We start from the raw sequence: 5,903 nt of genomic DNA on the forward strand, positions 1-5,903 counted from the left end.
CGCTTACTTTTACAAGTAAGCGGCTTTTTAATTCAAACTAATATTTATACTAATTTAGCAAGAATATCGTTAAATGTAGTACTTGGACGCATTGCTTTAACCGCTGCATCGTCATTAGGTAGGAAGTATCCGCCTAAATCAACTGCAGGGCCTTGCGCATCGTTAAGCTCACTTACGATTTTATCTTTATTAGACTCAAGGTCGCTAGCGATTTGAGTAAACTGTGCTTTAAGTTCACTGTCGTCATTTTGCTTAGCAAGTTCTTGTGCCCAGAATAAAGATAGGAAGAAATGAGAACCACGGTTATCAATTTCTTTCACTTTACGTGAAGGAGACTTGTTTTCTGCTAAGAAAGTGCCTGTCGCTTTATCTAGTGTATCAGCAAGTACTTGTGCCTTGTTGTTACCCGTCGTTACGCTAAGGTGCTCAAGAGAAGCAGCAAGTGCTAAAAATTCGCCTAAAGAATCCCAACGTAAGTGGTTTTCTTTTTCGAATTGTTGAACATGCTTAGGTGCAGAACCACCCGCGCCAGTTTCAAATAAGCCACCACCGTTCATAAGTGGAACAATTGAAAGCATTTTAGCACTTGTACCTAGCTCTAAAATTGGGAATAAATCTGTAAGGTAATCACGTAAAACGTTACCTGTTACAGAAATAGTGTCTTTACCTTCTTTAATACGCGCTAATGAGAACAATGTTGCTTCAAGCGGTGCTAAAATTTGAATATCTAGGCCAGCTGTATCGTGATCTGGTAGGTATTTATTTACTTTTTTGATTAGCTCAGCATCGTGTGCACGGTTTTCGTCTAACCAGAAAATAGCTGGAACGCCCGTTGCGCGTGCACGGCTTACTGCAAGTTTAACCCAATCTTGGATTGGTGCATCTTTAGCCTGACACATGCGCCAAATATCGCCTTGCTCAACACTGTGCTCAAGTAATGTAGTACCGTTTGCATCAACAACACGGATAGAACCATCTGCTTTAGCTTCAAACGTTTTATCGTGTGAACCATATTCTTCAGCTTTTTGAGCCATAAGGCCAACGTTTGGAACGCTACCCATAGTAGTTGGATCAAACGCGCCATTTTCTTTACAAAAATCGATAGTTGCTTGGTAAATACCTGAGTAACAACGATCTGGAATTACAAAGCTCGTGTCTTGTAATTTACCATCGTTATTCCACATTTGACCGCTTGAACGGATTGCAGCAGGCATAGACGCATCGATAATCACGTCACTTGGTACGTGCAGGTTTGTAATACCCTTATCAGAGTCAACCATAGCAATAGCAGGGCGGTTAGCGTAAACAGCTTGAATGTCTGCTTCAATTTCTTCGCGCTTAGCATCGTCTAATGTTTGAATTTTAGAATATACGTCGCCTAAACCATTGTTTACATCAACACCTAGCTCTTCAAAAAGCTCACCGTGTTTAGCAAATACATCTTTGTAGAATACTTTTACAGCGTGACCAAAGATGATTGGATCAGATACTTTCATCATTGTCGCTTTCATGTGAAGCGAGAATAAAACACCTTTTTCTTTAGCAGCATCAATTTCTGCAGCTAAGAAAGCTTGAAGCTTAGAAGCGCTGATGCTTGATGCATCAATAACTTCGCCAGCTAAAAGTGGCGTGCTTTGTTTAAGTACTGTCACGTCGCCGTTAGTTGCAACATGTTCAATACGTACATCAGTGGCAGCATCAACAGTGATTGACTTTTCTGAACCAAAGAAATCGCCTTCGCTCATGCTTGCAACGTAAGACTCTGAATCTTTGCTCCACGCACCCATTGAATGTGGGTTGTTACGTGCATATTCTTTTACAGAACCTGGTGCGCGACGATCTGAGTTACCTTCACGTAGTACTGGGTTTACTGCACTGCCTTTAATTTTGTCGTAAGCAGCTTGAATTGCTTTTTCTTCATCATTTTTAGGTTCAACAGGGTAATCTGGAAGTGCATAACCTTGTGCTTGAAGCTCTTTAATTACAGCGCGAAGCTGTGGTACAGATGCACTGATGTTTGGTAATTTGATGATGTTTGCTTCTGGTGTTTTAGCAAGCTCGCCAAGTTCAGCTAGTGCATCACCAATGCGTTGTTCTGGTGTTAAATAATCAGGGAAGCTAGCAATTACACGACCTGCTAATGAGATATCGCGAGTTTCAACTTCAACACCGGCCGCATTTGTATATGCTTGGATGATCGGTAGCAACGAATAAGTTGCTAGTGCCGGAGCTTCGTCCGTTTTTGTATAGATAATTTTTGATGTCATCATCATTCCTAGATAGTAGACCGATAAGGTCTTATTCAACAATGCAAAGAAAATCATTACTGATGAGTGAGTACATATTATTAAACGAATTAATGCACACGTACGCTCGTAATGAATAGTTTGTTAGGTGTTGGTACTCAGCGTTGCTCTTTTATAAAAGCAGAATAGTCACACCTGACGAACTGGAATTGTATTTATAGCTAAAAAATTAACAAAAATAAATCAGCCTTTAGCCTAGTACATATATAAGAGGCGACAAATTGGATTAGTTGCTGCGTTAATACGCAATTTTTAGCACCAAGAGTGTAACAAGCTTAAATAAAAAGGGCTAGAGTTTGAGCATGCCCAATAAGCAGTTAAACAATCAACTCTTAGAACATTGGGGTATATAAAATAAATTCAAGGAAAAGGGTTGAATTTGAATGAAAAGAGGCAATAAATAGGGGAGAAGAGATAAGTTAGTATGCTTAAGGAATTAAGCGAGGATCTTAAAAGGTCACTCGCTTTAGTCGAACAAAACAATAGTCACTCAATAATGTCACCATCTGGGGCAATATTTTTAGCGTGTAGACCTTTAGGTCCTTGTTCTAATTCGAATGTTACATCTTGACCAGCTTTAAGCGTTTTATAACCGTCCATTACAATTGTTGAGTAATGAGCGAAAATATCATTCTCGCAGCCGTCTTCTACGATGAAACCAAAACCTTTAGCGTTGTTGAACCATTTAACTTTACCGCAAGCCATACTTCTACATCCTTCAATAAGTTGACTAATTTAGTTATTCTAAATTGTATTATTTGCTAGACTGACTAAGGTTTAATCAATCTACGTTTGACTGTAGTTTATTTAGCCAACCAGTCAAGTGTTTTGAGTTATTTTTTTAACATTTTATTTATTTTTTATTCAAGTTTGCTTGAGTTACAAAGACAAGACTATATTTAATTATGAGTGGTATGAAAGATTCAGGTGTTATCGACACAGTTCGCGACAGTGAAAAGCAAAAGCTACAGCCGCCGCGAAAATATAAAGTTGTTTTAAATAACGACGACTACACGCCGATGGACTTTGTAATAGAAGTTTTAACGACGTTTTTTAATATGGATAGCGATAGAGCAACCGACGTGATGCTTCAGGTTCATGAAAAAGGTAAGGGTATATGCGGTGTTTACAGTGCCGATGTAGCCCATACTAAAGCTGAACAAGTTAACCGCTACGCGCGTGATAACGAGCATCCACTGCTTTGTAGTTGTGAGCAGGAATAAATACCAATCTAGGGTGATCAAACATCCGATTGTTGTGGTATAAATTATTATCTCAGTAAGGGGTTGCCAATGCTAAACAAAGACTTAGAACTCACATTAAATGCCGCGTTTCGTGAAGCGCGCACTCGCCGTCATGAGTTTATGACCGTAGAGCACCTTTTACTTGCGCTGTTAGATAATCCTTCTGCAGGAGAAGCCCTAAACGCGTGTGGTGTTAATATTTCTGGTTTAAAAACCGAATTATTAGAATTTATTGACGAAACAACACCCGTCATTCCAGATTTAGAAGAAGAACGTGAAACTCAGCCAACACTTGGCTTTCAACGTGTATTACAACGCGCTGTGTTCCATGTGCAATCGTCAGGCAAAAATGAAGTTACTGGCGTAAACGTACTAGTCGCTATTTTTTCTGAACAAGAAAGCCAAGCTGTATATTTACTTAAAAAGCATGATGTATCGCGTTTAGACATCGTTAACTTTATTTCGCATGGTATTTCTAAAGCTGATGATGAATTAGGCAACGACAGCGACGATATTCATGATGAAGTGCAAGAAGTTCAAAACGAAGAAGCAAGCAAGCTAGACAGCTTTACAACAAACTTAAACGTTCAAGCACGTGAAGGTAACATTGACCCACTGATTGGGCGCGACAGCGAAGTAGAGCGCACGGTACAAGTATTGTGTCGTCGTAAAAAGAATAACCCATTACTTGTTGGTGAAGCGGGCGTTGGTAAAACAGCCATTGCTGAAGGCTTAGCGTATCGCATTGTTAATAAGCAAGTACCAGAAGTGATTGCAGATGCTGTTGTGTACTCGCTTGATATGGGTGCATTGCTTGCGGGCACTAAATACCGTGGCGACTTTGAAAAGCGTTTTAAAAGCTTATTAAAAGAGCTACAAGCAGAGCCTGGATCTATTTTATTTATTGATGAAATACATACTATTATTGGTGCCGGCGCGGCGTCTGGTGGTGTTATGGACGCATCAAACTTGCTTAAACCACTGCTTTCAAGTGGTAAGCTACGTTGTATGGGGTCAACAACTTACAACGAGTATAAAAATATTTTTGAGAAAGACCGTGCATTAGTACGTCGCTTCCAAAAAATTGATGTACTTGAGCCAAGTGTTGCCGATACCACTAAAATATTAAATGGTTTAAAAGAGCGTTACGAAGAGCACCATGGTATTCGTTACACTCAAAAAGCATTAAAAGCAGCCGCTGAGCTTAGTGCTAAATATATTAATGAGCGCCACTTGCCAGATAAAGCCATTGATGTGATTGACGAAGCGGGTGCAAGCCAGCGCTTGCAACCGAGTTCTAAACGTAAAAAAACCATTGGCGTGGCAGATATAGAGCTAATTATATCTAAAATGGCACGTATTCCTGCGCAAAGTGTATCGTCAACAGATAAAGAAACACTTAAAAACCTAGACCGTAATCTTAAAATGCTTGTGTTTGGGCAAGATCAATCTATTGATGCGCTTACATCAGCTATTCGTTTATCTCGCTCTGGTTTATCGAGCGAAGAAAAACCAGTGGGGTCGTTCTTATTTGCAGGCCCAACCGGTGTGGGTAAAACAGAAGTAACTAAACAACTAGCTAAGTGTATGGGTGTTGAGTTTATTCGTTTTGATATGTCGGAATATGTAGAGCGCCACGCAATAAGCCGATTAATTGGTGCACCACCAGGGTATGTTGGTTTTGAGCAAGGTGGTTTATTAACAGAAGCTGTTATTAAAAACCCACATGCTGTTGTACTTTTAGATGAGATTGAAAAAGCGCATCCAGACATTTACAACATTTTGCTACAAGTAATGGATCACGGTACGTTAACTGATAATAACGGTCGTAAAGCCGATTTCAGAAATGTAGTGGTTGTAATGACGACCAATGCGGGCGTTCAAGAAACTACGCGTAAGTCGATTGGTTTTACAGAGCAAGATCATACGCACGATGCAATGGGTGCAATTAATAAAGTATTTTCACCTGAATTTAGAAACCGTTTAGATAACATCATTTGGTTTAATCACCTTGAACGTGAAGTTATTTTACTGGTGGTTGATAAGTTTATTGTGGAACTGCAATCGCAGCTTGATAAAAAATCGGTTAACCTTGAGCTTACGTCTAAAGCGCGTGAATGGCTTGCTGATAAAGGCTACGATAAAGCGATGGGCGCACGCCCAATGGCACGTGTTATTCAAGAAGAGCTTAAAAAGCAGCTTGCTAACGAAATACTGTTTGGTGAACTCGTTGATGGCGGTACGGTTAAAGTATCAGTTAAAGACAAGAAGATTCACTTTGATTACGAGAGCAGTCTAACGCCTGCGTAAAGCTTGTAGTTAAAAAGAAAATGGCCCGCTAAATAATAGCGGG

General features: G+C 39.9%; 4 protein-coding genes. 2 read left to right on the forward strand and 2 right to left on the reverse strand.

The window, feature by feature from the left end; all coding sequences use genetic code 11:
- Positions 1–44 precede the first annotated feature (44 nt).
- Together GQR46_RS14955 and cspD are read right to left on the reverse strand one after the other, a co-directional pair.
- Positions 45–2,267, reverse strand: a complete 2,223-nt coding sequence (locus GQR46_RS14955; protein WP_165741345.1) for an NADP-dependent isocitrate dehydrogenase — start codon at positions 2,265–2,267, stop codon at positions 45–47.
- A gap of 525 nt (positions 2,268–2,792) precedes the next feature.
- On the reverse strand, positions 2,793–3,011 hold the full coding sequence (cspD, locus tag GQR46_RS14960; RefSeq protein ID WP_002962500.1) for a cold shock domain-containing protein CspD: 219 nt from the start codon (positions 3,009–3,011) through the stop codon (positions 2,793–2,795).
- Positions 3,012–3,220: 209 nt separating this feature from the next.
- Between cspD and clpS the strand changes: the two genes are divergently transcribed.
- Complete coding sequence (gene clpS / locus GQR46_RS14965) at positions 3,221–3,529, forward strand: ATP-dependent Clp protease adapter ClpS (RefSeq protein ID WP_007585109.1); 309 nt, start codon at positions 3,221–3,223, stop codon at positions 3,527–3,529.
- Positions 3,530–3,598: 69 nt separating this feature from the next.
- On the forward strand, positions 3,599–5,860 hold the full coding sequence (gene clpA, locus GQR46_RS14970) for an ATP-dependent Clp protease ATP-binding subunit ClpA (protein WP_165741346.1): 2,262 nt from the start codon (positions 3,599–3,601) through the stop codon (positions 5,858–5,860).
- Positions 5,861–5,903: the final 43 nt, after the last annotated feature.

Origin of the sequence: Pseudoalteromonas sp. Z1A6 (genome assembly GCF_011378745.1) — a bacterium.
GTDB classification, from domain to species: Bacteria; Pseudomonadota; Gammaproteobacteria; order Enterobacterales; family Alteromonadaceae; genus Pseudoalteromonas; species Pseudoalteromonas arctica.